The 23,339-nt window shown below is 49.1% G+C and carries 18 protein-coding genes; 7 read left to right on the top strand and 11 right to left on the bottom strand.

Going from position 1 to position 23,339, the window contains the following annotated elements:
• Positions 1 to 273: 273 nt before the first annotated feature.
• The 4 genes from H6G89_RS22755 to H6G89_RS22740 form a co-directional block, all read right to left on the bottom strand.
• Entirely contained in the window at positions 274 to 1,032 is a 759-nt protein-coding gene (locus H6G89_RS22755; protein WP_190510679.1) for a peptidase, read from the bottom strand.
• Between the two features lie 2 nt (positions 1,033 to 1,034).
• Positions 1,035 to 1,274, bottom strand: coding sequence for a preprotein translocase subunit SecG (gene secG / locus H6G89_RS22750; RefSeq protein ID WP_190510677.1), 240 nt, complete (start codon positions 1,272 to 1,274; stop codon positions 1,035 to 1,037).
• A 452-nt stretch (positions 1,275 to 1,726) separates the two neighbouring features.
• Complete coding sequence (gene gpmI, locus H6G89_RS22745) at positions 1,727 to 3,325, bottom strand: 2,3-bisphosphoglycerate-independent phosphoglycerate mutase (RefSeq protein WP_190510675.1); 1,599 nt, start codon at positions 3,323 to 3,325, stop codon at positions 1,727 to 1,729.
• A 209-nt stretch (positions 3,326 to 3,534) separates the two neighbouring features.
• Positions 3,535 to 5,241 (bottom strand): ABC-F family ATP-binding cassette domain-containing protein, encoded by a 1,707-nt coding sequence (locus H6G89_RS22740; RefSeq protein WP_190510673.1) that lies wholly within the window; start codon positions 5,239 to 5,241, stop codon positions 3,535 to 3,537.
• Positions 5,242 to 5,672: 431 nt separating this feature from the next.
• Here H6G89_RS22740 and H6G89_RS22735 point away from each other — a divergent pair, with 431 nt between their 5' ends.
• The 3 genes from H6G89_RS22735 (at position 5,673) to H6G89_RS22725 (ending at position 10,166) form a co-directional block, all read left to right on the top strand.
• Entirely contained in the window at positions 5,673 to 8,576 is a 2,904-nt protein-coding gene (locus H6G89_RS22735; protein ID WP_190510671.1) for an EAL domain-containing protein, read from the top strand.
• Between the two features lie 414 nt (positions 8,577 to 8,990).
• Entirely contained in the window at positions 8,991 to 9,221 is a 231-nt protein-coding gene (locus tag H6G89_RS22730) for a DUF7219 family protein (RefSeq protein WP_199336882.1), read from the top strand.
• 210 nt (positions 9,222 to 9,431) lie between these two features.
• Positions 9,432 to 10,166 carry a phytanoyl-CoA dioxygenase family protein gene (locus tag H6G89_RS22725; RefSeq protein ID WP_190510668.1) on the top strand — a complete coding sequence of 245 codons (735 nt, stop codon included), beginning with the start codon at positions 9,432 to 9,434 and terminating at the stop codon, positions 10,164 to 10,166.
• A 33-nt stretch (positions 10,167 to 10,199) separates the two neighbouring features.
• Here the strand turns inward: H6G89_RS22725 and H6G89_RS22720 are convergent, their stop codons facing one another.
• On the bottom strand, positions 10,200 to 10,751 hold the full coding sequence (locus tag H6G89_RS22720) for a GNAT family N-acetyltransferase (RefSeq protein ID WP_190510666.1): 552 nt from the start codon (positions 10,749 to 10,751) through the stop codon (positions 10,200 to 10,202).
• Between the two features lie 800 nt (positions 10,752 to 11,551).
• On the opposite strand from H6G89_RS22720, the gene nuoH reads away from it, so the two are divergent.
• Positions 11,552 to 12,670, top strand: coding sequence for an NADH-quinone oxidoreductase subunit NuoH (gene nuoH, locus H6G89_RS22715; protein WP_190510705.1), 1,119 nt, complete (start codon positions 11,552 to 11,554; stop codon positions 12,668 to 12,670).
• A gap of 6 nt (positions 12,671 to 12,676) precedes the next feature.
• On the opposite strand, the gene H6G89_RS22710 is transcribed toward nuoH, so the two are convergent.
• Positions 12,677 to 13,222 (bottom strand): TM2 domain-containing protein, encoded by a 546-nt coding sequence (locus H6G89_RS22710; RefSeq protein ID WP_242060072.1) that lies wholly within the window; start codon positions 13,220 to 13,222, stop codon positions 12,677 to 12,679.
• A 167-nt stretch (positions 13,223 to 13,389) separates the two neighbouring features.
• On the opposite strand from H6G89_RS22710, the gene H6G89_RS22705 reads away from it, so the two are divergent.
• Entirely contained in the window at positions 13,390 to 15,288 is a 1,899-nt protein-coding gene (locus H6G89_RS22705; protein WP_199336881.1) for a M48 family metallopeptidase, read from the top strand.
• Positions 15,289 to 15,347: 59 nt separating this feature from the next.
• Here H6G89_RS22705 and pstB read toward each other — a convergent pair whose 3' ends face one another.
• From pstB to H6G89_RS22685, 4 genes are all read right to left on the bottom strand, one after another.
• Positions 15,348 to 16,154: a phosphate ABC transporter ATP-binding protein PstB gene (pstB, locus tag H6G89_RS22700; RefSeq protein WP_190510664.1), complete on the bottom strand. Its 807-nt coding sequence runs from the start codon at positions 16,152 to 16,154 to the stop codon at positions 15,348 to 15,350.
• A gap of 89 nt (positions 16,155 to 16,243) precedes the next feature.
• A complete protein-coding gene (gene pstA, locus H6G89_RS22695) occupies positions 16,244 to 17,170 on the bottom strand; it encodes a phosphate ABC transporter permease PstA (protein ID WP_190510662.1) in 927 nt (308 codons plus the stop codon).
• The gene (pstC, locus tag H6G89_RS22690) at positions 17,167 to 18,108 is read right to left on the bottom strand and encodes a phosphate ABC transporter permease subunit PstC (protein ID WP_190510660.1); all 942 of its coding nucleotides are present in this window, start codon (positions 18,106 to 18,108) and stop codon (positions 17,167 to 17,169) included. Before pstC ends, pstA begins: the two co-directional genes overlap by 4 nt.
• Before the next feature lie 339 nt (positions 18,109 to 18,447).
• The gene (locus H6G89_RS22685) at positions 18,448 to 19,449 is read right to left on the bottom strand and encodes a PstS family phosphate ABC transporter substrate-binding protein (RefSeq protein WP_190510658.1); all 1,002 of its coding nucleotides are present in this window, start codon (positions 19,447 to 19,449) and stop codon (positions 18,448 to 18,450) included.
• A 478-nt stretch (positions 19,450 to 19,927) separates the two neighbouring features.
• Here H6G89_RS22685 and H6G89_RS22680 point away from each other — a divergent pair, with 478 nt between their 5' ends.
• The gene (locus H6G89_RS22680; RefSeq protein ID WP_190510656.1) at positions 19,928 to 20,344 is read left to right on the top strand and encodes a thiol-disulfide oxidoreductase DCC family protein; all 417 of its coding nucleotides are present in this window, start codon (positions 19,928 to 19,930) and stop codon (positions 20,342 to 20,344) included.
• Between the two features lie 202 nt (positions 20,345 to 20,546).
• Here the strand turns inward: H6G89_RS22680 and H6G89_RS22675 are convergent, their stop codons facing one another.
• Positions 20,547 to 21,920 (bottom strand): hypothetical protein, encoded by a 1,374-nt coding sequence (locus H6G89_RS22675; RefSeq protein WP_190510654.1) that lies wholly within the window; start codon positions 21,918 to 21,920, stop codon positions 20,547 to 20,549.
• 687 nt (positions 21,921 to 22,607) lie between these two features.
• Between H6G89_RS22675 and H6G89_RS22670 the strand changes: the two genes are divergently transcribed.
• Positions 22,608 to 23,189 (top strand): hypothetical protein, encoded by a 582-nt coding sequence (locus H6G89_RS22670; protein WP_190510652.1) that lies wholly within the window; start codon positions 22,608 to 22,610, stop codon positions 23,187 to 23,189.
• Positions 23,190 to 23,339: the final 150 nt, after the last annotated feature.

Raw genomic sequence — 23,339 nt, 5'->3', positions numbered from 1 at the left:
AACTGCCGAAATTCTTATCCCGAATTCACGTTAAACTACCGATAATTCAGGGTTATATCGATTTAAATGGTTTCCAGTGCAGATGCGGACGCTCGTAGGGGCAGGTTTAGCTGTTTACTAACGGCAAATCCAAAAACTTATCTGCAAAACCCGCCCCTACCGATATCTGCCTTGATCACAATTTAATTTGGTATTAGATGAACGAACCAACGCAGATTGGTTTTGTTCTGACAGTTGGGCTTTCAACCGCCAAAATCCTTGTCTCGACAGTTGCTATAGTTGCCATCCCAGGCGAGTGGGTTGCTCATAGATCTGCTTCAGGGTATTCACATCTCGCACGGAGATCCCCGGAGGATTGCGAACTTGAGAAAAGTACAGGGCATCCGTTTGTAGGGGGCTATGTCCCCAGATGCCTAAAGCGTGTCCTAATTCGTGACGGGCTGACGCTCGAATGTAATCAGTGGTCTGACTGGGACGCAACTCAATCGTGAAGCGATGAACTAATTTCGGTGGAGCACTCTCACTCCGCTCGATGTATAGAGTGTAGCGAGTTTCTGCGGAGCGAGCACGCAAGGTGCCATTACTTTGTTGGAGGGTGGGCGATCGCCGCCAAACAGTAATATCAGCATTGTCCGCTGACTCAACCATGGTCAGAGGCAAATACCGATTCCACTCCTGTACGGCTTCAGTGACGGCATTAACCCAGTGTTGGGCGCGATCGCGATTCGCTTCAGACGAAGCTGTATCAACAGGTTCAACAAATACCCGCACTGGAAAACGCGACCAGATCAAATAACCGACTTCAGTAGGGCTCACCTGCAAAAAATAGTTCCCCTGTTGGGTATCATCCTGCCATTGAGCTAGAGAGACGGGCAGTGGATGAACCTGTAGGGGAGGAAGGGGTGGAGTAGAGGGTGCGGATGACTCCTGCGCAATACCTGAGGCATTCAGCCAGCCTACCGTTAAAACTGTAAACAGGGCTGTAAAAACCAGCCCTAGCCAAAATCGTGTCAACCGTGACCAACGCCGCAAGGTTAACCCAACTGACCTAAGAGCTTAGGACTCATCAGAATCGTCAGACCAATAAAGAGGATTGTGAGAATCCAGGTGACTCGGTTCAATGTCGTTTCGGCACTCTTGGTGCTGGTAAAGAGTTGTGCTTGTCCTCCTAATCCGCCCAGTCCATCACCTTTGGGGCTATGAAGCAACACCACGATGATCAAACATACGGCTGAGATCGCCCAAATAGTACGAAGGATGGTAATAAGGGTCATAGCTTTGAACGCGAATAAGGAGTAATCAAGGGGAATGGAACGCTCGGTAACTGAAGCCCAGGTTCTCCCTTCCATTATTCAATGATTTTATATCAATTGAACAGTTCCAGGGCAGACAGAGCAATAGGGGAGGTAACTCATTAGTTACCCATAGTCACGGTTTTTCAGCCGAACCTGCCCCTCAGTCCATGTATTTCTCAGTACAACTCGCTGGAAATAAGGGTGGAAATTTGGGGTGCAGGGGTGGAACCCCTGACTGGGGGCACAGCCCCCACATCCCCCTGGTTTTATTTCCAAACCCTAAACAGTACTAAGTACAACTCGTCGTAAATAGGGGTGGGAATTCGGGGTGCAGGGGTGGAACCCCTGACTGGGGGCGAAGCCCCCATACCCCCTTGGTTTTATTTCCAAACCCTATGTGTGAATCACAGTACTAAGTCGATGTATAGGGATTACAGAGACAAACGTACGGGGGTACGGTTTGCCCGCACATCAAACCCTACAGGCTCCAGGAGCGATCGCCCTGTCATTTCAGCGGGTTGAGGCAGTTTCAAGATCTCCAGGATAGTTGGAGCAATGTCACACAACCGCCCATCAGACCGGAATACGACTTCTGTGCCATGTCCGGGTATCTTACGCCCTTCGCCTTCAACCAGAATAAAGGGGACGGGGTTTGTCGTGTGTGCTGTCCAGGGGTTGCCCTGCTCATCCCACATGATCTCCGCATTACCGTGATCAGCCGTGATCAGGGTTGTGCCCCCTGCCTTGATGATGCTGTCTAACAATCGACCCAAACAGCGATCGACCGTTTCCAGTGCCGTCACAGTGGCATCCATCTGTCCGGTGTGACCCACCATGTCAGGATTAGCGTAGTTGATCACAATCAGAGAATAGATGCGCTTTTCAACAGCAGCGATCGCCACATCGGTAACCTGATCGGCTGACATGGCAGGAGCGCGATCGTAGGTTGCCACCATTGGGCTCATGACCAGTTCCCGATCTTCACCCTCAAAGGGTTCCTCAATACCGCCGTTAAAGAAATAGGTAACATGGGCATATTTCTCAGTTTCAGCCGTGCGGAATTGGCGCAACCCGTGTTGGGCAATCACCTGTCCCAGAATGTTGTTGAGGTTTTGTGGCTCAAATGCCACTAACACGGGCAAGCTGGGATCGTACTGGGTAAAGGTTGCAAAGGTGAGAGGTGTGATCTGTTCCCGCTCAAAGCCCTTAAAGTTGGGATCGACAAACACCTGAGTCAACTGACGGGCACGGTCAGGACGGAAGTTAAAGAAAATGACTCCGTCACCCGGTTCAACAGCACCAGGAGCCAAACGAGTAGGCACGACAAACTCATCAGTCACACCTTCGTTGTAAGAGGCTTGCAACGCTTCTAATGCTGAAATGCCGCTACCTGCTCCATCTTGAACCATCGTCTCGTAGGCTTTTTGAGTCCGATCCCAACGATGATCCCGATCCATGGTGTAGTAGCGACCGCTCAGAGTAACGATGCGGCCCAAGCCGATCTTCTCGGTGTAAGCCTGAATGCGTTGAATTGCCTCCAGCCCATCCGTCGGTTTTGTGTCGCGTCCATCGGTCACGGCATGGATACAGACATCGGTCAATTGTTGATCTTTTGCCAGATCCAGTAAGCCCAGTAGGTGATTGAGATGGGAGTGAACCCCACCTTCAGAACACAGGCCCACCAGATGCAACTTACCACCACTGCGCTGCACCTCTTGACACACTTTGACAAGAGCAGAGTTGCTAAGTAGCGTTCCATCTTCAACGGCGTCGCTAATACGAACCAATTCTTGAGGAACAACCCGCCCCGCACCGATGTTGAGATGTCCCACCTCGGAATTACCCATTTGTCCGTCAGGCAAACCAACATCTTTGCCGGATGTGCGAATCAGGGTTCTTGGATAAGCAGCCCAAAGGCTATCGATAATTGGCGTGTCGGCGACAGCGACGGCATTACCATCTGTGTCTTCACGGTAACCCCACCCGTCTAGGATGACTAGCACCACTGGAGAGATCGGCGCTTGTGCCATGCAGATAGCCCTTCCACTAAATGATTAAGTAATTTTTTAGTAATGATACCATTCAGGCTTTTGACATTACCGGATGAACTTGCCTAATAGATAGCAAAGTTTGTGAATTGATGAATCATAAATTAAGTTTATATACTCACTCAAATTCACTATCGTTCATCCGTAAAGAGTACCCAATTGATAATAGCAAAATGCATCTTAGCAGGCTTTTAACCTTTTCGGGCTTTCTCTTTCTGTTTTTGTTTTTCACGTTTAGCAGCCGCTTTAGCCGCTTTTTCAGCCTCGATCGCCTCTAGTCTAACTTTCTCTTTTTCTTCCGCAATTTTGTCCATGTAATAGTGGTAATCACCACGATAGAGACGAAATTCTCCATCTCGAATTTCAACAATTTTATTCGCTACTTGACTGATGAAATATCGGTCATGAGACACAATGATCATCGTTCCGTCATAGTTTTGAATTGCCTCCTCTAGCATCTCTTTAGCGGGGATATCCAGATGATTTGTCGGCTCATCGAGAATTAACAAGTTGGCAGGACGGAGCAGCATCTTTGCTAGAGCCAGACGGGCTTTTTCGCCACCGCTGAGTGCCTCTACCTTTTTGAAAACAGTATCTCCAGCAAAGAGAAACCGCCCTAGCAATGTTCGCACTTCCTCATTTGTCCAATCGGGCATCTCATCATGGATGGTTTCCATGACCGTCTTCTCTAGATCTAACGCTTCCGCTTGATTTTGTTCAAAATATCCGGGGATTACGTTATGATCCCCTAACTTTACGATCCCTTCGGTCGGCTGCTCCATTCCCATAATCAGATGCAGCAGAGTCGATTTGCCTGCTCCATTGGGACCAAGAACTGCGATGCGATCGCCCCGTTCGATTAACAGCTCAGCCCCTAAAAACAAAATTTTGTCATTGTAGGCGTGAGTCAAATCCTTGATGATGACCACTTCGCGACCACTGCGGGGGGCGGGCGGAAAGCGGAAATGCAGCGTTCGGAGTCCTGCTGTTGGAGCCTCGATCCGCTCAATTTTTTCCAGTTGTTTCTCGCGGCTTTTGGCCTGAGTGCTACGGGTAGCACTGGCTCTAAAGCGATCGACAAAAGCTTGTTGTTTTTCCAGTTCCTTCTGTTGCCGCTCATAGGCACTGAGTTGTGCCTGCTGGTTTTCCTCTTTTTGCTGGAGGTAAGTGCTGTAGTTGCCCAAATAGGTCGTAGAAACGCCCCGTTCGGTTTCAACGATCTGGGTGCAGAGGCGATCGAGGAACTCCCGGTCATGGGAGACAATCACCATGGGTGTAGTCAATCCTTTGAGATAGGTTTCCAACCACTCAATAGTTTCCAGATCAAGGTGGTTTGTCGGCTCGTCCAGCAGCAGCAAATCGGGTTCTTGCAGCAGAATTTTGCCCAAACTCATCCGCATTTGCCAACCGCCACTAAAAGAATCGACCAGGCGATCGCCATCCTCTAGCTCAAACCCCAGTTCCGGCAAAATCTTTTCAATTCGAGCATCCAGCGAGTAGCCATCCAGGGCTTCAAACTGGCGTTGTAGGCGATCCATTTTGTGGATTAACTGGTCCAACCTCTCAGGGTCAGCCGTTTCCATCTGGCGATGAATTTCGGTCAGGGCTTCATGCACTCGGTTGGCTTCATCAAACGCCCGCCAAAATTCTTCCCGTACGGTTCGACCGGGATCAACTTCAAACTCCTGGGTCAGATAGGCAATGTGCAACCCTGAAGGACGAATAATCTCGCCGCTGGTCGGCTCAACCTTACCAGCGATGATCTTCAGTTGAGTCGATTTGCCTGCTCCGTTGACACCCACCAGACCGATGCGATCGCCTGGTTTGACCTCCCAGTTAACATCTTTTAAGACTTCGCCAGTGGGATAAATTTTGCTGATGTGTTCCAGTCGAAGCATGGGGTGTGGTGTGTGGTTGAGGACAGAGTGATCCGTCTAAACTTTAACAAATTTTAATGACCACTTTGTTGGGGTCAGGTCGGATTTCATTGTCTGGTAAGGGTTATACCGCTTTTCAGAAATTTATCTGTCACCGCCTGACTGAAATCGCAACCTGTTCGTCATGCTCATCCTCCGATAACCATTCCTTTGATAGTAGATAAATCAGAAAAATTAAATATTTCCTTAAGCAAATCAACACAAACGAGCCGTTACAAGGCTTTTGGAAAATTAACCTTCTGGTTACAATGCCTCTAAGGGGTTTCACCAACGGTATAAGTTTTATTCCGTACGAATAGCTCTCATTTGTCTTCTTAAGTAATTCTGTCGCCATCAACGGAAGAATCAGGGTGTAGTGGTCTGTCAATCGTGTTATTTGGAGGTGAGCTTTAGTGAGCCAATTGCTGCATGTGCTGATTGTTGAACATTCTGTTGATGATGCGGCACGGCTCGCTCAAAAACTCAAGCAAAACGGTTATAGCCCAGTGGTTAAGCAGGTTGATACGGCTGAAGCAATGCTTGCTGCACTGGAGCAGCACCCCTGGCAGATGATTATTGCTAACTCTCAGCTACCAAACTTCAGTGCCGCGACCGCCCGTAAATTGCTGCAAGAGCGCGGAATTACGATTCCCTTCCTTGTAGTTTCCGACAATCCTAGTGAGGACACCAACGTGTCTAAAGTCTCAGCTAACGCCCCAAATGATGCCTCAGACACAGTGAGTGTTCCTCAAACGGTCAATATGGAGGCTGACTATACGGCTCATGTCGATGGTCTTTTTAAGGAGTCTGCCATCGAAGTGCCTCTAATGCAACGATTGCAAGAGCGGGAAGCCAACCTTTCAGCAGTTATTGAAAACACAGAAGATGCGGTCTGGTCGATCGACCTGCATTACAAAGTGGTTGTCTTTAACGCTGTGTTTAAACGCCAGTTTCAAGCTGCCTATGGCGTTGAACTGCAACCTAACCTGAACCTGGTTGAGTGCTTGCCAGTCGAGTTGCAACCGACGTGGATTGGCTACTACGATCGCGCCCTGCGAGGAGAGCGGTTTGTTGTTGAGCTTCATTATGATCTGCCCAACTTACCCTCTGATATCGAGGTGTCCTTTAGCCCCATTGTCACTGCCGATCAGAGCATTACGGGGGTTGCCGTCTTCGGTCGAAACATCAGCGATCGCAAACGGGCAGAAGCAGCGATGCAGGTTGCCAAAGACCAGTTTCAAGCAGTGTTGGATGCGGTGCCCGGTTGTGTGTCGTGGTTTAGTTCTGATCTGGAATACTTAGGGATCAACCGCTATTTGGCTGCAACCTTTAAGGTGCGCCCAGAGGATTTTATTGGCAAAAAACTTGGCTTTATGGAATCTAGCCCTGGTTTTGCTGAGTTTGTGCGGGAGTTTATTGTCAGTCCGGTCAAGGAAAGCTCCGTTGAAATTGCTGCCAGGGTGGATGGCTCCGATCGCAGCTATCTGGTGGTTGCGCAAAAATATGCCCACGATCAAGCGGCTGTGTTTGTGGGGATCGATATCACCGACCGCCGCAAATTTGAGGAGGCACTACGGGAAAGCCAGGAGCGGTATGCCCTGGCTGTACAGGGGGCAAATGATGGCTTGTGGGACTGGAACCTGAGAACCAACGAAATTTATTTTTCTCCTCGCTGGAAGGAAATGCTGGGCTACGATGATAAGGCGATCGGCAACACCCCAGAAGAGTGGTTTAACCGGGTTCATTCAGAGGAGTTGGAGTGGTTGCAGGCACAGCTAGAAGCACATCTGGAAGGCTTGACCCTGCATTTTGAGATTGAACATCGCATGTTGCACAAAGATGGCACCTATCGCTGGATTCTCACACGGGGTCTGGCGGTGCGTGATCAGGAGCAAAAAGCTTACCGGATGGCGGGATCACAGACCGACATCACAGAACGCAAACGAGCCGAGGAACAGTTGTTGCATGATGCCCTGCACGACGGACTGACTGGCTTGTCGAACCGTGCGCTGTTTTTAGACCGTTTAGGACAGGCGATCGAATGGTCAAAGCGACAACCCGATCACCAGTTTGCAGTCCTGTTCCTCGACCTCGATCGCTTCAAAGTGGTGAATGACAGCCTGGGACATGTCGTTGGGGATCAGTTGCTCGTAGCGATCGCCCGTCGTTTACAACCCTGTTTGCGGGCTGGAGATACCTTTGCACGGCTAGGTGGGGACGAGTTCACGATCCTGATGGAAGACGTCAGAGATATCAGTGACGCGACCCGTCTGGCAGAACAAATTCACCGAGAACTGGAATCACCCTTCAACCTTAACGGGCAAGAAGTCTTTACCACGGTTAGCATCGGCATTGCTTTGAGTGATGCAGGGTGCGATCGCCCCGAAGACTGGTTGCGAAATGCGGATACGGCGATGTATCGTGCGAAGGCGTTGGGACGGGCACGGCACGAGATTTTTAACAGTGCCATGCATGTCAAGGCAGTTGCGCTGTTGCAAATGGAGACTGACCTGCGGCGGGCGATCGCTGCAACTGACATCAACAGTCCCAGTCAAGAATTTCAAATGCGCTATCAGCCCATCGTCAACCTCAAAACGGGCAAGATTACCGGATTTGAATCTTTAATTCGTTGGCAAAACCCTGAACGAGGTTGGGTTTCCCCTGGTGAGTTTATTCCCGTTGCTGAAGATACCGGACTCATCATTCCGTTGGGGCAATGGATTTTGTCCCAAGCCTGCCACCAACTCAACACCTGGCACCACGAGTTTCCTGAAAAGTTGCCCCTATCCATCAGTGTGAATCTGTCAACCAAACAGTTTTCCCAACCTGACCTGATTGAGCAGATCAGCTACATCCTCCGGGAGACGCACCTGCGGCAAGGCGATCTCAAGCTCAACCTCAAGCTAGAGATTACGGAGAGCGCAATCATGGAGAACCCTGATAAAGCCACTGCCATGCTTAAGCAACTGAAAGAGTTGGGAGTGCAACTCATGATTGATGACTTTGGCACTGGATACTCGTCCCTCAGCTATTTGCAACGGTTCCCCTTTGATGTGGTTAAGATTGACCAATCCTTTGTAGGCAGATTGGGAGCCGATGGTGAGAGTGATGAGATTGTCCGGGCGATCGTCATGCTGGCACACAACCTGGGAATGGAGATTGTCGCGGAGGGAGTTGAAACCGAAACGCATATGAACTTGTTGCGATCGCTTAATGCCGAATATGGTCAGGGCTATTTCTTTGCGAAACCGTTAACGAGTGTTGAAGTGGCAAATTTGTTAACCCAACACCCTCATTGGCTAGTGAATGAGGATTAAAAGATAGAGGACATGGAGCAAAGGATGGGTATATCATTGCCCAAGATCTTGGCAGGGCCTTTGACAAAGGCTCAAAGTCCCCAGCATTGGAGATTTAGGGGACTGAGAGAATTTGTTTAAACACGCTAGTGCTGCGTCACAGTTAAAAGTTAGGGTAGTGCGTGCATCTTGCTCGTGCCGTGAGCGAGACGCTCAAACCAACAATCCTAAAAATAAGGTGTGACGCTGCACTAGCTTTGAAGAGAGAATTCCGGCAGCTAACTACGCAGGTTCTAATGGGTGTTAGGTGCTCCTACAAATGGGTGAAATTTGCCCCATTGATTAACCCTGCTGCGGAATCAGTTCGCTTGACATCGAGGTAAAAGATCTAGCCCTTCTTTGGATGGCTCTACCGTTTATCTGATGGAGATCGTCATGAAAGCCCCGTTCAATGATTTTCTGTATCCTCACTCTCGCTATCACGGTCAAATCAACCCTGATAATTTGGTGTTTAATGCCAATCTTCAAGAATTTGCTCAACGAGTCAGCTTTATTTGTTGTTTAGAAACAGGTGGCAAAATTACACCCAAGGATGCTTATAACCAAATTGAACTGTTGTGGGAAAAGTTGAAACAAAGCCGTGAACAATTGACAACTGACTCTTAAATTGGGCTTTAAATGACATCTTAAATTGTGATGTGAAAGCCTAAAAAACACGGCGATCAGGAGGGCGATCGCTGTAGTTTATAGCTTTGGTCAGAAAGCTTAAGGCAATGGCTCAAACCCGATGCTGGGAAGGTTTCCTGACTCGCCTCTGCCCCATCAAATGTGGCTACGGCTATAATCGAGATTTTTCGGGTTGAAATTGCAAAAAATATGACCGAAATTGAGCGTTATTTATTTGATCTCTGGGGCTTTATTGTTGTTGAAGATGCATTGACTCTAGAACAAGTCAGTGCGTTGAATGAGGCGATCGCCCATCAAGTTAATCAATTCAACGCTTCACCAGAGCAACTGTTCATTCGGTTTAATCACCTCTTACCCTTTGGAGAACCGTTTCTGCACCTGATTGACAATCCGCGAGTGACTCCCTACTTATTGGAGTTGTTGGGTGACAAGTTTCGTCTGGATCACGAATATGCTCACATTTTGCGTCCGGGGTGTCGGGATACCGATTCAGTCATTCATGGAGGTGGCACTCCCTTTGATCCCTGTCAGTATTACCACTATCAAAGTGGGCGTATGTACAACGGGCTAACTGCGATCGCCTATAACTTGACGGACGTGTTGCCGGGAGAAGGTGGATTTGGTTATATCCCCGGTAGCCACAAAAGTAATCTTTCCTTACCTAAAGAACTGGCTTATCTGGACTTACCCCACCCCTGTTTGCAAGCCTTACCCGTTAAAGCCGGCAGTGCAATCATTTTTACCGAGGCACTGACTCATGGCACCCTACCCTGGACAGGACAGAGCGATCGCCGCACCCTATTCTACAAATACTCGCCCTATCCATCTGCCTGGTATCGGATTTACTACAATCCAGACGATTACCCTCAACTGACAGAGTCCCAACGTGCCCTGCTCAGACCTCCCGGTTTTTATCCTTACTAGTCGCGTAAATTGCAGGTATCTCGTACCCTTCTCTTAAAACTTGACCAACTTTTGCACATGCAGCACCACACCCGGTACTAGCTCCAAAGGCTCTGGTACGCCGACAGGCTCCCAGTTTTGGGAGAGATAAAATTTCAGCGCATTCAGGTTTTCTGCAAAGACAGAGGCTTTAGTAGCAAGATAGCCTGCTTGCAATGACACCATTTCCGCATGTTCTAACAGTGCCTTGCCAACACCGTGTCGCTGGTAGCTTGGGTCAACCCACAGCTCATGCACAAAATTTTCTTTGAGTTGCACCAGACCGACAATGTGACCTGCCACCTCCGCTACGGTAAACGACTCCCATTCTTGAGCGACCATCTGCCCGCCCATGTCGGTTGCGACCCAGTGTTGAACCGCCTTCCAGGGCACAAATCGTCCATATCCCACGAGAAACGATCGCCGAATGACATCCTGCATTGCGGGCACATCTGCGATCGCGACTGGGCGAATGGTGATTCTGTGATGCAACAACGTGTGACGTTCGATAAAGGTTGCTCTGTGATCAAGAGCCGCAGGGGCATAGCGTTGGATCTGCATTGTCATCGTGTGTGCCTTCGTGAAGATTTCAGTAGCACTAGCGTAAAACAGCTCTCTTCATCCAACTTCATCTAGCCGGGTAACCCAACTGGGCGATCGCATTGGGGGAGGCAAAGAAGGGGATGAAGGATGAAGGATAAGAAGGGAAAAAAGAAAAGGGAAAAAGGAAAAAGGCAAAGAGAAGAAGGAATAGGACTTACGCACTCAAAGCCTAAACCTTACTGATCCCCCCTTAGCCTCCCTTGAAAAGCTACCGTGTATACCGATCTCCGCTTCCTGCCAAATTCGATGCATGCTTGTTTCAAGTGTGTGAGAACCAGGCATTGGGGGAGTCTCCCCCAAACCCCATTTGGGGACGCCACTGCCTTCCCCAACCCCCCTAGCAGAAGGTGTTTCGGTTCACCCAAAGGCGCGCTTCGCATCGGTTCCAAGTACGGGTGCTTCTGATTGAGTCAAGACCCTTGACAAAGGCTCAAAGTCTTCCAGAATTTGGGATTTAAGGGGGCTATGAAGACCTGTGTGTACACGGTAGCTCGAAAAGGGGGGAATTCCGGAAGCCCTCTTTCTAAGGGAGTTTGAGGGATCTAATTGCGTAAGTCCTGAGGAAACAGAAAAAAAGTAGAAGGAAGGAGCCGAAGTGTAATGGTGTAAACGACCATTAACCATCAACTACTAACCACCAACCACCAATCACCGACCACCGACCATTAACTATTGACTATTGACCAATAATTATTGACCACTGACCACTAACCACGACCCCCATCCCTATCAACCATTCACTACCACAACGGACGATTCATATGATGAATTCTGGAATTGATTTGCAAGGTAGTTTCGTGAACCTTCTTGAACAGTTGGGCGCACCAACCGGAGCCGCAAAAGTGGTATGGATGCCGCTACCGATGGTGCTGGTGATTGCAGCAGCAACGTTTTTAGCATTAATCACAACCTGGTTAGAACGGAAAATTTCGGCGGCAGCACAACAGCGCATTGGTCCAGAATTTGTCAGCCCGTTGGGAGTTCTGATTCCGTTTGCGGATGTGTTCAAGCTGCTGGTCAAAGAGAGTATTATTCCCTACAACTCCGATCCCTGGCTATTTTCACTGGCACCGATCCTGGTATTTGTGCCCGTCTTTTTGTCGTTTTTGATTGTGCCATTTGGACAAAACATCGTCATTACCGACATTGGGGTTGGGATATTCCTGTGGATTGCTCTGTCGAGCATCGCGCCGATTGGGTTATTGATGGCGGGATATTCCTCGAATAACAAATATTCCTTGCTGGGTGGATTACGTGCCGCAGCCCAATCAATCAGCTATGAAATTCCGTTGGCATTGGCAGTCTTGGCGATCGTCATGATGTCCAACTCCCTGAGCACGATCGATATCGTCAATCAACAGTCGGGATACGGCATCTTGGGTTGGAATGTCTGGCGGCAGCCCGTGGGCTTCATCATCTTTTGGATTGCAGCCCTGGCAGAAGCGGAACGGTTGCCCTTTGACCTCCCTGAAGCAGAGGAGGAGTTAGTCGCCGGACATCAAACTGAGTATTCCGCTGTACGCTTCATGCTGTTTTACGGTACGTCCTATGCCAACTTAGTGCTGTCCTCTCTCCTCGTGGCGGTGCTCTACTTAGGTGGGTGGGAGTCACCCATTCCCCTTGGTTTATTGGCAGATTGGCTCAATGTCAGTGAGAGTGCTCCCTGGGTGCAGCTAATCGCAGGTAGCTTGGGAATTACCATGACCCTTTTCAAAGCTTATGTGATGATCTTTATCGCAGTTTTGATGCGCTGGACAGTGCCTCGTGTTCGCATTGACCAACTTCTTGACCTGGGTTGGAAGTTTCTGCTTCCAGTGGGTCTAGTTAATTTATTAGTGACAGCTGGTCTTAAATTAGCCTTTCCTGGTGTCTTTGGAGGTTAGCGATCGCTACAGTTCGACAAAATCGTACACCACAATGCCCGTAGCGGGATCGTTGCACACCGTGACGTATCCCGTTTTGACCATGGCTTGTAGCGTGGCTTCGACCTCTGCAAATCCAGATTCTGTGTCTAACACGCCCTGAGTCACAGAAATCCTTCCTCCTCTGGCTTGAGCGGCTTTGAGCAGCTTTAACATCAACTCTTCTTGTGTTGGTTTTGCAGGGAGAACGACTTGCGCTTCAGTCGCAACTTCAGTCATGGGAGTTAAGGAGCGATCGCGCACAACCACTTCGATCGTAGCTTGATTGAGTGGCAGACCAGTAGGGCTAAGACCCAGACGCACTCTCGCTTTCAGGTTATTTTCTTCAACCATGTGAGGAATCAACGCCAGGTCAATAATCTGCCCGACTCCAAATAAGCCCCATGTGAACAACCACAAGAAACCTGTAAAAAATTTGCGGTTATAAAAGCGATGAAACCCCGCCCCGCCAAACAACCAGAGCAACCATAAGAGGTAACTTGTGCCAACGTTGGTCATAGTTGGAATACTCATGCCTACACCTAACTCTAGTTCTAACCTGTTCTACAAATTTCGAGATAGCGGTTTTGTAACAAACTTATTGTTCTGAAGGGGAACAAAATGGCAAGAGTAGGACTCCTGACCTAAGATCTGTGTTGATTCTCTACGCTGGGTTTCCTTTAGTGTGAGGCGATCGCTCTATGAATGGTTCAGGGAATAGTTTAGGTCGGTTTGTGTGGGTTCGTACCCTGTTGTCAGTCATGCCCCTCAGTGTATTGCTGTTTGCATCGCCTGCTCTGGCTGAAGTGGTTGAAACGACGGTTCAAGATACGCCTGTTACGACTTCAGAAACAGAGTCAGTCGAGGGAATTTCGGCAATTTCAGCTTCAGAAGTTGCTGGAGAAGCGCAAATCACGACGCTTGATCTTACCGTTGAGAGCCTGGGAAATAGTTCCCCCTCTGGGATTATTGCTCTTCCTGAGATTGAAGCGATTGCCACCGTTCAGGTTCCCGAAGCGACGACTCTAGATCCCTCAACTGTTGAAGTGTCACCGTCTGACTTAAAAGCCGATGCCCCGTCCGATCAAGCTCCTATCTCGGATGACGCATCTGCACCGACAGGCGACGTTCCAGAGACGACGGCTCCCACAACTGAACCCACGGCTGAACCCACAGCTAAGCCCGATGAAGCTAGCCCAGATGATGCACCGTTAACCGATCGCCCAACGGATCTAGACCCTAACCAGCGACAGCAACTTTTGATTGAAGGCGATCGCTTGTGGCTTCAGGGGCGACGCGAAGACGCAGAATTTCTTTATCGCAAGGCAAAGAACCCCTTTCAATCCGTCTCGGTGAGCGATCGCCCCGACCCAATCTATGATCCTGAGCAACTTTCTCCCGCCGCACGGGTTTATTGGCGGGAGGCAGAAGCTGGACGCGGTACAAATCTGGTGACTCGTGTAATGGTGCCGTTGGAGTTGTTGACGGAGCAATATCCCCAATTCATTCCCGGCAATATCCTCTATGCGGAAGTGCTGGTCGAGCAGGAACAGCCCGACGAGGCGTTGCGGGTTTTGGAGCGGGCAGCCACACTCTACCCGAATGAACCAGCGTTGATTCGAGCTAGAGTCGCTGCTCTGGCAGAGCAGGAGCAGCACTTAGAAGCCTCGATCGCGGCTCGCCAGTATGCTTTGTTGAATGCTGATGCACCGGATGCGCCTGAATTCACCCAGTTAGCCGATGAGAATTTACAAGCATTTCAATCGCGGATGCGTCGTCGTATTACGGGTAATGCGATCGCCAACGTGCTCACGGGTGCTCTCAGCTATGCTCTCACAGGAGGATTTTTGGGTCCCCTGTCTGCCATTCAAACCAGTGTTGTGCTCCTGCGGGGCGAGTCAGCAGTCGGAGAAGGAGCCGCAGAGCGTATTTCTCAACGACTTGAGATGGTCGAAGATGAAGAAGTCGTAACCTATGTCAACGAATTGGGGCAACGACTGGCAAGGGTTTCTGGTCGCAATGACTTTGAGTACCGCTTTTATGTGGTACAGGATGACGAGTTGAATGCCTTTGCCTTGCCGGGAGGCAAGATTTTTATCAATGCGGGAGCCATTCTGGAGGCAAATTCGGAGGCAGAGCTTGCCGGATTGATCTCTCATGAGTTGGCTCATGCCGTTCTGTCCCACGGATTTCAACTCATGACGCAAGGCAGCGCAACGGCCAATTTGCTCGATATTGTGCCCTACGGTGGCATCGTGACTGACTTAGCTGTGCTCAGCTATAGCCGCGATATGGAACGTCAGGCGGATGCCTTGGGCACTCGAATGTTAGCCAGTGCTGGCTTTGCTGCTGATGGACTCCGCAACTTGATGGTGACGTTGGAAGAGCAGGAAGAAGGCTCCCCACCATTTGAATGGCTCTCGACTCACCCTGACACGGGCGATCGCGTCCGCGCAATGGAACTGCAAATCGAGCAAAACGGCTACAACCGCTACGCTTATGAGGGGGTAGAGCGGCATTTAGCCATTCAGGAGCGGGTGCAATCGTTGATGCAGCGATCTGAAGAGATGCAGAATCTAGAGGAAGCGGACGAGAAATGACCTCAAACGCAAGAAGTCGGGGTTTTGAGAAAACTCCGACTTCTGATCAACCCATTCAATTAACCGAAACGTCCGCTGACATAGTCCTGAGTGGCAACTTGAGAAGGGTTGTTGAAGATGACTTGAGTTGGTGCGTACTCCACCAGATAACCCATCTTTCCGCCTTTCTCAGTGGCTTCAGCGTTGTAAAAAGCAGTCATGTCTGACACGCGAGAAGCTTGTTGCATGTTGTGAGTCACGATCACGATGGTGAATCGCTGCTTCAACTCATGCATCAAGTCTTCAATTCGCAGGGTTGAGATGGGGTCAAGAGCAGAACAGGGTTCGTCCATCAACAGCACTTCAGGCTCAATGGCGATCGCTCTAGCAATGCACAACCGCTGTTGTTGACCTCCAGAGATTGACAAACCGCTCTCTTTGAGTTTGTCTTTAACTTCATCCCACAGAGCCGAACCCCGCAGCGATCGCTCGACTAACTCGTCCATGTCGCCTTTGTAGCCGTTAATCCGGGCACCAAATGCGATGTTTTCATAGATGGACTTAGGGAAAGGGTTGGGCTTTTGAAACACCATCCCGATGCGGCGACGCAACTCAGTCGGGTCAACTCGTTTGTCGTACAGATTTACACCGTGATAGGTGATCGTGCCTTCAACACGAGCACCGGGAATCAGGTCATTGAGACGGTTGAAGCAACGGAGAACAGTACTCTTACCGCAACCAGAAGGTCCAATAAAAGCAGTAATTTTCTTTTCAGGAATGTCCATCGTCACATCCCGAACTGCCAGGTTAGAACCGTAAAAGTAGTTCGCACCTGAAACGTGAAAGGCGACCCCTGTCGTTGCGGGCGCGGAAGTGTTGGCTTGCATGGGATTGTCCCTTTAGGTCAAATAAGTAAGAAATAGTGGAGCATAGACCGAGGTGTCGCGATCGCGTCACGACACCCGTCCAGTCACGCTTAAGCGCGAGTAGATTGGAACTTATTTCGCAAATAAATGGCACCAGAGTTCATGATCAGCAGCACAATCAGCAGCACAATAATTGCGCCTGCTGCGATCGAATGAAATTCTTCTTGAGGGCGAGATACCCAGTTAAAAATCTGAATTGGCAACGCACTAAAGGACGAATGGAAACCCTCTAATGATAGCTCAGGCGTAAAGGCAACGAAGGTTTGAGCCCCAACCACGATGAGAGGAGCTGTTTCCCCGATCGCCCGTGACAATGCCAAAATCGTACCTGTTAAAATTCCTGGAAATGCCTGAGGCAGAACGTGCTCTCTCACAACTTGCCAGCGAGTTGAGCCAAGTGCCATACCTGCTAAGCGCAAACTGTCAGGAATCGCTCGCAACGCTTCACGAGTTGCCACGATGATAGTAGGTAACACCAGCAATGCGAGGGTCATCCCCCCTGCTAAAACACTGCGTCCACCTGTTAGGGGCTCCAGAAGTCGGACAAACACTGTCAGTCCCAATAAACCATAAATGATGGAGGGAACTGCCGCCAGGTTACCAATATTGATCTCAATGATGCGAGCAAACAATGAGTCGTTTGCAAACTCCTCTAGATAAATCCCCGTCCCCACACCAATAGGAAATGCGAAGAATGCCGTGATCAGGAGAAGCCAGATTGTACCCGCCAACGGGGAGAGAATACCTGCGTTTTCAGCTCGACGAGATGGAAATCGGGAGATAAAATCCCAACTCACGCTGGAAATACCATCGGCAAGAACATCAAGGACGAGAATTGCCAACACGATGAGCCCAATAAACGTAGCGACCCAACTGGCAATTTTGAAAATCTGATCTACCTTGTATCGACCCGTCAGGTTGGGGCTGAACCGTTGATCAGAGGAGTCAGATAGTGGACTGGGATTAACGGTTGTCATTCGTACTTCTCCCGGAAACGGCGAACAAACCAGAAACTAAAGATGTTTAATGCCAGGGTGATCAGGAAAAGGGTCATCCCTACGGCAAAGATGGTCAAAAACTCAATCGAACCGACTGGGGCATCTCCCTTAGTCACCTGCACGATGAAGGAGGTCATGGTTTGAATGGACACCCGTGGGTCGAGGGTTAGCCTCGGGTTTTGACCCGCTGCCAGAGTTACGATCATCGTTTCCCCTACAGCACGCGCTACACCCAGAATGAACGAGGCGACGATGCCTGACAAAGCGGCAGGTAACACAACGTTCGTAATAGTCTCCCGCTTGGTGGCTCCCAACGCATAGGAACCCTGGCGTAAACTTTGGGGAACCGCGTAAATCGCGTCTTCACTTAAAGAGGCGATCGTCGGCAAAATTGCGATTCCCAACACCAACCCGGCACTCAGCCCGTTAAAGGCTCCCATACCAGGGATAAAGGTTTGCAGAATCGGAGTCACAAATAGTAGAGCAAAATAGCCAAACACGACCGTTGGCACCCCTGCCAAAATTTCGAGTGCTGGCTTTAACCACTTTCTTATGCCTCTAGGAGCATATTCACTTAGGCAGACTGCCGCTAGAATACCTAGAGGAATGGCGATGACCAGAGCGATGAAAGAGGTCAGGAAGGTAGCACTGATTAGAACCAGAATTCCATACTGGGAGTCGGTGAAGAGCGGAGTCCATTGGAGGTCAGTCAAAAACCGCCAGATGGGAACTAACTTGAAAAACTCATACGTCTCGTAAACCAGTGTCAGAACGATGCCAACCGTGGTACCGATTGACAAAAAAGCAAAAGTCCCAAAAATAACTTTGACGATCCGCTGTGACCACTCACTCGCCGATCGGTTGGGTTGCCATAGTTCAGACGACTGTTGCGACGAGGGAAGAAGACCGTCAGTCATATCAACAAGCCTAAATATGTGTAGTGTCGTGGACGCATTTAGAGCTATCCTGACGTTTTTATGTATACACCGTTACATTCTAATAGAAGTTGAAGCGTGATTTGGGTCGCTTTAACGGATAAAAAGAGGTTTGTCAAAAAATCCTGAGGATCTGAACGCTCTGACCCAATCAGTGTGTCTTAACTTCTAAAAAAATGGAATCCAGCAACTGAATGGTTCGTTAGGAGGGGTTGCATTGGAAAGGAAGTCTCCCACCCCCCTTGGATCAACTGGGTTAACAGTTGCTAGAGCATCGAGCCAGATGATCGAACAACTGGCTCGATAATCTTTCAAAGGAAACTAGCTTTCAGTTTTACCAGTTTCACCCTTCTCAAAGCGTTCCTTCACTTGAGTATAGATGTCGTCTGCCATCGGTACGTATCCGGTTTCTTCGACGAAACCTTTGTTGGCAGGGTCAAGCATGAAGTCAATAAATGCCTTCACTTCAGGACGCTCATCAGCCGCTTGCTTGCTGACATAGATAAACAGCGGACGGGACAACGGAGTATAGGTGCCGTCTACAACGGTTTCGGGGCTGGGAGCAACACAACCACTGCCAGAGTCAATCTCGACTGCCTTCAAGCGATCCTGGTTTTCTGCATAGTAGGCATAGCCAAAGTAGCCTAATGCGTTTACGTCACCTTCAACACCCTGGACCAGGACGTTGTCGTCTTCACTAGCGGTGAAGTCACCCCGGCTAGCACCTTCTTCACCGTTAATTTCATCAGTGAAGTAGTCAAAGGTACCGGAGTCAGTTCCAGGTCCAAAGAGATCAAGGGGAGCATCGGGGAAATCAGCCCGAACTTGATTCCAGTTTGTAACAGTGCCTTGAGCACCAGGTTCCCACACCGTCTTCAATTCATCGGTGGTCAAGCAGGTTGCCCAATCGTTTTGAGGATTGACGACAACGGTTAAAGCGTCATATGCCACAGGCAGCTCGATGAACTCGACCCCTTTTTCCTGGCAGAGTGCAATTTCTTCGTCTTTAATCTGACGGGAAGCATTGGAGACAACGGTTTCACCGTTGCAGAACTTCTCAAAACCACCGCCCGTACCGGAGGTTCCTACTGTTACACGGACGTTGGGGTTGGCAGCCATAAATTCTTCTGCCATTGCTTCACCAATGGGGAAGACGGTGCTGGAGCCGTCTACCAGGATGTCGCCGCTGAGGTCAGAGGCGGGTGACGCAGCGGTGTCGGTAGCAGCAGGTGATTCAGTTGTAGCAGTTTGATCTCCACCGCTGGCACAGGCGGCTAAACTTCCTAGGAGAACAACTAATGACAAAGTTGAAGCTAGGCGCATTGGACGACTCTTGAACAACATAAAAATCCTTTGATTCGCTTAGTTTCTGAGGGTTATTTCACAAGGTTTCCTGTTGAACAATACACCCTGAGAGTAAAGCCTAGGTTAAGAAAACGCTATTGTTTCTATAGCGTTTGCGGCGAAAAAAGATTGTTTTTGAAAGTGCAACGCATCAATGGCATGTGTTCAATCGAGTGCGTCTAGTGAGCGGACAATTTGTCGGCCTAATTGGAAATTTTTTACCTGATCTGGCGGATGAAGCGTTTCATCAAGAATGCTAACTCGTCTGAAAAATAGTTTGCCAGATATTAACAAAGGTAAAAAAGGAGGCGCATTGTAACGGTTGAATTAAGTTTCTCTGGTTCACCCAGTGTGGCAAACACTCTATGGAAGATCCCTTAAAATTAAGGAGTTGGAGAAATCGGCGTGTGTCCTGACAGGATAAGACGTTCTCATATAACTTACTAATTCTTTACTTATGTATCACGTTGTCTACGATGGCAATTGTAATTTGTGTGTCAATCTGGTTCGGTTGTTAGAAACACTGGATCGAGGAGAGCGGTTTCAGTACACTCCAATGCAAGATGAAGCAATGCTCGATCGCCTGGGGATCACACCTGAAGCCTGTGAGCAGGGAATGATCTTGATTAATGCAGATGTGCCAGAGCAACGCTGGCAGGGAAGCGCGGCTGCGGAAGAGATTGGACGGTTGTTTCCAGCGGCAGATCTGGCTGTAGCAGCTTATCGGGCGGTGCCGGGGTTAAAGATGGGGGGCGATCGCCTCTATGAATTCATTCGAGATAACCGTTATGCCATCTTTGGGAAGCGTGGTAGCACCTATCAACCGACCTATCCAATTTGTGAGTCTGATCGTTGCTGGGGAAGTAGGGAGTAGGGGAGTAGAAGAGTAGGGGAATGAACCCACGTATGACTTCCCAAATCCCCAATTTCTGGGATGGAAAACTTAGACACTTTTAAGGATGCTCGACGAGAAATCAGAGATCTAGCCCCTATTTCTAGATCCTTGATCCCCTTAGCTCTCTCCTGAATTCTTTTTTCGGTTTTCCTTCTTCTTTTTTACCCTTCATCCTTTCCCTCTAAACCAACACTCGATTAGGCTCAGAGAGCGCAACTTCACGACTTCTAAAGAGTTGAATTACTCCATGAGTGACGGCTTTCACCACGTCAGGGTTACAAAGGGCAAGAAAGTCTTCCGCTGTAATGTTGCCCTTGAAGAAGTCCTTGGCATGCTCAATTAATTGTCTGACTTCACTGAAGCCGACTAGCTTGACAACATAGGTGGCAATGGGGGAGTTTTTCACATCATAGGAAGAGTCAGAACTGCGCCCTTTTTCAAGAAGTTCCAAGACTTCCCGCTCTAGATCAGTGTTGAGTGAATGATGCTGAGTGACTTCTGGAATGAAGTGCTCTAACTGGGGAGTGGAGTATTCGGGAGACGGTAACTCACCCATCATGGTTGAGATGGGGATGTCTCGTCCGATGCGAAACGACAGAGCCTCAATGATGGCGATCGACACCAGTTTTGCACCTAGATAGAGCTTTGCCGCTTCCAAATTTCTGCGCGTATTGTCGATCAATCGTTGGTAGGTTTCTGAAGCAGGTTCCTCGCCAAATTGTTGAAATACGATTTCAGGTTTGAGGAAGTTCATAAAGCCTTCCATCTTTTGTAGGGAGGTGCGATAGCCGTGAACGGTATAAGAGTTAGGGGTTGCCAGATGATGGTTGGTTTCGGGTAGAAGGTTCCAGGTGTTGTCTAGAAAGTGGGCTGAACTGGGGGAGGCGAAGTTTTCTACATCGCGATTGGCGACTCGCACTGCCCGTTTGATGACTTCAATCACCTTGTCATCGCTCCAACCCAGTTCAAAGGTTGAGTTAGTGGTGCGGAGACGTTCGTAGAGGCGATCGCACGCGCTAACTCCATCCTCCGATTTGGGTCGAAAGGGAATGGTTGCCTCGATGCAAGCAGCGACCTCGGCGATCGCTGAGGTGGGTAACATGTGCTCCAACGCCTTTGCTGCAATGACTGCACTCAAAAACTCATTCTGCCCTGCCATAGGTGAGAGGGCTTGAGCGGGTGAGAAACCAAAGATCGCCATGATCAACTCAAACATGCGATCGGGACGCAGTTCGGCTTGCTCACGAATGATTAATTGATGGGACTCTTCTTTAACAAAGGCGGAAATATAGCAACTGATATTGACGCTAACACCCTGATCGACTTGGACATAAACCAGATCGTGAAACAAAGCCGCCAATACCTCAACGGCATTTTCGTCTCCCCCGACTTCAAAAATATGCTCTGGGGTATGAAAAAATCGCCAGGGTCCGGTCATGGTTTGAATGATCAGATTGGCAATTTTCTCTAGTTGCTTTGGGTCGGCTTTACCCTCTAACTGTTCGATCGCCCATGTCAGGCTTTTCAAACAGCGTTCCCGATCTTGTTCCGCCATAAAGCCTCTTCGCTCCCCTGAATGCCTTTTATGACTGTTATGAATACTGTATTGAATATTGAATGATGAATGATAGCTCATGGAAGAATGTTCCTGAATATAGAGGCTTAAACTTTACATTTAGAAACATCTCTTAAGTTAGCAATATTAAACGATCGATGACTAAATGATTTCCATACTAGGGCAATCCCTAATAAATAACGTCAGTTTGGTCAGGAAGCCCGGCGAGTGGATTCACAAACTACCGATGATCCCCTGTGGGCTGAACTGACAGCAGGGTGGTTTCATACAGGTGAAGAATTTTTGCTTCGCCCCCCTAGCCCCCCAAATTGGGGGGAAACTGGTTTGAAGCCCCTCAGGGTTGGGGGATTTAAGGGATTAAACTCCAATTCACTTTTCTTTGTGTATATGGAATCACCTTGCTGTGGGCTGAACTGACAGAGATTGATTGTTTCTCTGATAGCAGCGATCTAAGCTGCCAAAGTCTTAATCTCAAACGTGAGGTAAGTACCATCATTGGTGTGCGTTAGCTCATTACAGCTAATTGTGATTTAAATCATTCCTGCATATTGTGCTCAATCACTCAATCAGAGTGAAAAGATCACCAGACAAAGAGGGTTTCAATCACGAGGCTTTATCCTGAAACACGAGATATTGATTGACATCAGATGCCCCTTAACTACAGCTATGTCCAATCAATCGCGTCACTCATCTACCCCCTGTGCATCTCCTCGTAGACGTACTCTATGGCAACGCTTAGAAAAACCTATAACTGGTTTGCTCTTTACCATTGCCTTAGTGGTATCCGTTGATGGAGTGCCCCGATTCACGGCGCAGGGTGCAGAGGTTCCTGATCATCTATCTCATCCATCTGCTGAGTCCTCTGTTGAGGCAACAACTCAAGCGGTTATGCCTGATGGTGTTTATCTGTATGGACAATCGCCTGAAGCTGAGCAGATTGGTTCTACGTATGTGGTTTTTGAGGTCAATCGCGATCGCATTGTGGGCGCGTTTTATATGCCCTCTTCGTCGTTTGACTGCTTCCAGGGAGAGTTACGCCCCAATCAGATGCAACTGACCATGGCAGCCAGCTATGACCAGGAGAGTTACCCCTATACCGTTGCCGTGCAACACAACGCCTCCCTAGCAAACTCTCAAGGTTCAGCCGTTGCTACTACCACGATTCCGGGGTATCACTCACTGGAAAGTGTAAGTGACAACGACCACACTATCTTAGCGACCTGTAAACAGCATTTTGGCGATCGCTAGGCAGTGTTCTAAAACCCTTCAACCCTCCCCAAACCTCCTTAGAAAGGCTACTGAGTATAGAGATCTCTGCTTCTCCCTAAATCAGAGGTTTGGTTGTTTCAATCGCTTGAAACCAGGCGTTGGGGGAGTCTCCCCCAACCCCCCATTGGG

Source organism: Oscillatoria sp. FACHB-1407 (assembly GCF_014697545.1).
GTDB lineage: Bacteria > Cyanobacteriota > Cyanobacteriia > Elainellales > Elainellaceae > FACHB-1407.
The sequence above is the reverse complement of the archived record's forward strand: the minus strand, read 5'-3'. Positions and strand labels throughout refer to the sequence as shown.

Coding starts and splice junctions, on each gene's coding strand:
- secG (WP_190510677.1), bottom strand. CDS start 1,274: ATGACCCTTATTACCATCCTTCGTACTATTTGGGCGATCTCAGCCGTA.
- gpmI (WP_190510675.1), bottom strand. CDS start 3,325: ATGGCACAAGCGCCGATCTCTCCAGTGGTGCTAGTCATCCTAGACGGG.
- H6G89_RS22740 (WP_190510673.1), bottom strand. CDS start 5,241: ATGCTTCGACTGGAACACATCAGCAAAATTTATCCCACTGGCGAAGTC.
- H6G89_RS22730 (WP_199336882.1), top strand. CDS start 8,991: ATGAAAGCCCCGTTCAATGATTTTCTGTATCCTCACTCTCGCTATCAC.
- H6G89_RS22725 (WP_190510668.1), top strand. CDS start 9,432: ATGACCGAAATTGAGCGTTATTTATTTGATCTCTGGGGCTTTATTGTT.
- H6G89_RS22720 (WP_190510666.1), bottom strand. CDS start 10,751: ATGACAATGCAGATCCAACGCTATGCCCCTGCGGCTCTTGATCACAGA.
- nuoH (WP_190510705.1), top strand. CDS start 11,552: ATGAATTCTGGAATTGATTTGCAAGGTAGTTTCGTGAACCTTCTTGAA.
- H6G89_RS22710 (WP_242060072.1), bottom strand. CDS start 13,222: ATGAGTATTCCAACTATGACCAACGTTGGCACAAGTTACCTCTTATGG.
- H6G89_RS22705 (WP_199336881.1), top strand. CDS start 13,390: ATGAATGGTTCAGGGAATAGTTTAGGTCGGTTTGTGTGGGTTCGTACC.
- pstB (WP_190510664.1), bottom strand. CDS start 16,154: ATGCAAGCCAACACTTCCGCGCCCGCAACGACAGGGGTCGCCTTTCAC.
- pstA (WP_190510662.1), bottom strand. CDS start 17,170: ATGACAACCGTTAATCCCAGTCCACTATCTGACTCCTCTGATCAACGG.
- pstC (WP_190510660.1), bottom strand. CDS start 18,108: ATGACTGACGGTCTTCTTCCCTCGTCGCAACAGTCGTCTGAACTATGG.
- H6G89_RS22685 (WP_190510658.1), bottom strand. CDS start 19,449: ATGCGCCTAGCTTCAACTTTGTCATTAGTTGTTCTCCTAGGAAGTTTA.
- H6G89_RS22680 (WP_190510656.1), top strand. CDS start 19,928: ATGTATCACGTTGTCTACGATGGCAATTGTAATTTGTGTGTCAATCTG.
- H6G89_RS22675 (WP_190510654.1), bottom strand. CDS start 21,920: ATGGCGGAACAAGATCGGGAACGCTGTTTGAAAAGCCTGACATGGGCG.
- H6G89_RS22670 (WP_190510652.1), top strand. CDS start 22,608: ATGTCCAATCAATCGCGTCACTCATCTACCCCCTGTGCATCTCCTCGT.